Source organism: Streptomyces sp. A18 (genome assembly GCF_059026065.1).
This window is the reverse complement of the sequence record NZ_JBWLKL010000108.1, coordinates 1-2,741: the sequence shown is the minus strand read 5'-3', so window position 1 is coordinate 2,741 and position 2,741 is coordinate 1. Positions and strand designations below refer to the sequence as shown.

General features: G+C 67.3%; 2 protein-coding genes and 1 pseudogene. All 3 read right to left on the bottom strand.

Going from position 1 to position 2,741, the window contains the following annotated elements; translation table 11 throughout:
- Positions 1-1,079 (bottom strand): flavodoxin-dependent (E)-4-hydroxy-3-methylbut-2-enyl-diphosphate synthase (ispG, locus tag AC5P1C_RS43580; RefSeq protein WP_493871559.1); only part of this gene is annotated, 1,079 nt, incomplete at its 3' end.
- Between the two features lie 165 nt (positions 1,080-1,244).
- Positions 1,245-2,546, bottom strand: a complete 1,302-nt coding sequence (locus tag AC5P1C_RS43575; RefSeq protein WP_493871558.1) for a M50 family metallopeptidase — start codon at positions 2,544-2,546, stop codon at positions 1,245-1,247.
- Positions 2,543-2,741: pseudogene (locus tag AC5P1C_RS43570) on the bottom strand (1-deoxy-D-xylulose-5-phosphate reductoisomerase); the annotation flags it as partial. The gene AC5P1C_RS43575 and the pseudogene AC5P1C_RS43570, both read right to left, overlap by 4 nt.

Genomic DNA, 2,741 nt, shown 5'->3' with positions numbered 1-2,741 from the left:
TCGATGAGGGTCTCCACGATCTTCGACTCGGGGACGGTCTTGATGACCTCGCCCTTGACGAAGATCTGCCCCTTGCCGTTGCCGGACGCGACGCCGAGGTCGGCCTCGCGGGCCTCGCCGGGGCCGTTCACGACGCAGCCCATGACGGCGACGCGGAGAGGGACCTCCATGCCGTCCAGACCCGCGGTGACCTCTTCGGCCAGCTTGTAGACGTCGACCTGGGCGCGGCCGCAGGACGGGCAGGAGACGATCTCCAGGCGGCGCTGCTTGAGGTTCAGGGACTCCAGGATCTGCATGCCGACCTTGACCTCCTCCGCCGGAGGGGCCGAAAGGGAGACGCGGATCGTGTCGCCGATGCCCTCGGAGAGCAGCGCGCCGAAGGCCACCGCCGACTTGATCGTGCCCTGGAAGGCCGGACCGGCCTCCGTCACGCCGAGGTGCAGGGGGTAGTCGCACGCCGCGGCCAGCTGGCGGTAGGCGTTGACCATGACCACCGGGTCGTTGTGCTTGACCGAGATCTTGATGTCCCGGAAGCCGTGCTCCTCGAAGAGCGACGCCTCCCAGAGGGCGGATTCGACCAGGGCCTCAGGAGTGGCCTTGCCGTACTTCTGGAGGAGGCGCGCGTCCAGGGAGCCCGCGTTGACGCCGATCCGGATCGGGGTGCCCGCGTCGTTCGCGGCCCGCGCGATCTCCTTGACCTTGTCGTCGAACTGCTTGATGTTGCCGGGGTTCACGCGGACGGCGGCGCATCCGGCGTCGATCGCGGCGAAGACGTACTTCGGCTGGAAGTGGATGTCGGCGATGACCGGGATCTGCGACTTGCGCGCGATCGTGGCCAGCGCGTCCGCGTCGTCCTGCGTGGGACAGGCGACCCGCACGATCTGGCAGCCGGACGCGGTCAGCTCCGCGATCTGCTGCAGCGTCGCCCCGATGTCGGACGTACGCGTCGTGGTCATCGACTGCACCGACACAGGTGCGTCCCCGCCGACGGCGACCGTACCGACCTGGATCTTGCGGCTGACACGGCGGTCGGCGAGCTTGGTCGGTACGGACGGGATTCCGAGAGAAACGGCAGTCATCTGGCGTGCATCCCCAAGGTGTGGATCAAGGTCCCGAGATCGGCGGGCTCCAGGCTTCGAGATTACGGCACCCCACAGGGCCCCAGCACATCCCGCCCCCTCAAGTCCACCCAATGGTGGGCGACCGGACACATAGAGTGCCCGGCCGCCGCGAACTTCTCGTTGTCAGGAGATTCTCACCGGGTTAACAACATCCGCGATCAGCACGAGGATCGTGAAGCAGATGAAGATTCCGGCCACCACATAGGCGACGGGCATCAGCTTCGCGACGTCGAAGGGTCCCGGGTCGGGCCGCTTCAGGAGCCTGGCCGCCTTGCGCCGCACCGACTCCCACAGCGCTCCCGCGATGTGCCCGCCGTCCAGCGGCAGCAGCGGCAGCATGTTGAACAGGAAGAGGGAGAGGTTGAAGCCGGCCACCAGGAACAGCATCATCGCGATCTGGTTCTCCGGCGGGATGTCGAGCGTGAAGACCTCGCCGCCCACGCGTGCCGCGCCGACGACGCCCATCGGGGAGTCCTGCTTGCGGTCGCCGTCGCCGAAGGTCGCGTCCCACAGGTCGGGGACCTTGGAGGGGAGGGCGACGAGAGACTCGACGCCGTTCTCCATCATGTCGCCCATGCGGTTCACGGAGTCGCCGAAGCCCTGCTGGACGATGCCGGTGGCGGGCGTGAAGCCGAGGAAGCCCGCGGAGACGTACTTGCCCTCCACATAGCCGCCCTCACCGTCGGTCTTGCTGACCTGGTTCTTGATGAGGTCGGCGTGCAGGTCGACCCGCTTGCCGTCGCGCTCGACCGTGATGGTGGCAGGGCCGATCGTCTCGCGGATCTTGCCCTGGAGCGCGGACCAGTCGTCGATGGGCTGCCCCTGGAAGCCGACGATCTTGTCGCCGAGCTTCAGGCCGGCCGCCTTGGCGGGCGCGGCCGTGTCGCCCTTCTCACACTTGGTGCGGTTCTCGCTCTGCTGGATGACGCAGTCGGAGACCTTGCCGACCGTCGTCGTCTGCGTGCTGATGCCGAACGTCATCATCACGCCGAGGAAGATCGCCACGGCGAGGATCAGGTTCATGAACGGACCCGCGAACATCACGATCACGCGCTTCCACGGCTTGCGCGTGTAGAAGAGCCGGGTCTCGTCGCCGGGCTTGAGCTCCTCGAAGGCGGCCGAGCGCGCGTCCTCGATCATGCCGCGCCACGGGGACGTCGAGCGTGCCTCTATGCGGCCGTCCGCGCCGGGCGGGAACATGCCGATCATGCGGATGTAGCCGCCGAGGGGGATGGCCTTGATGCCGTACTCGGTGTCGCCCTTCTTGCGCGAGAAGATCGTCGGGCCGAAGCCGACCATGTACTGCGGCACGCGGATGCCGAACAGCTTGGCGGTCGACAGGTGGCCCAGCTCGTGCCAGGCGATCGAGAACAGCAGCCCGACCGCGAAGACGACTATGCCGAGGATCATCATCAAGGTCGTCATGCGCGGGCCTCCGCGGTCGCCTTCGCCGTCAGTTCACGGGACCGGGCTCGTGCCCAGGTCTCCGCTTCGAGGACGTCCGCGACGGTCAGGGAAGTTCCCGACGCTGTGATGTCGGGGCTGCCGTGTTCGGCGACGACCTTCGTCACAGTCTCCATGATCCCGTTGAAGGGCAGGGCGCCGTTCAAGAACGCGTCC

Coding starts and splice junctions, on each gene's coding strand:
- AC5P1C_RS43575 (WP_493871558.1), bottom strand. CDS start 2,546: ATGACGACCTTGATGATGATCCTCGGCATAGTCGTCTTCGCGGTCGGG.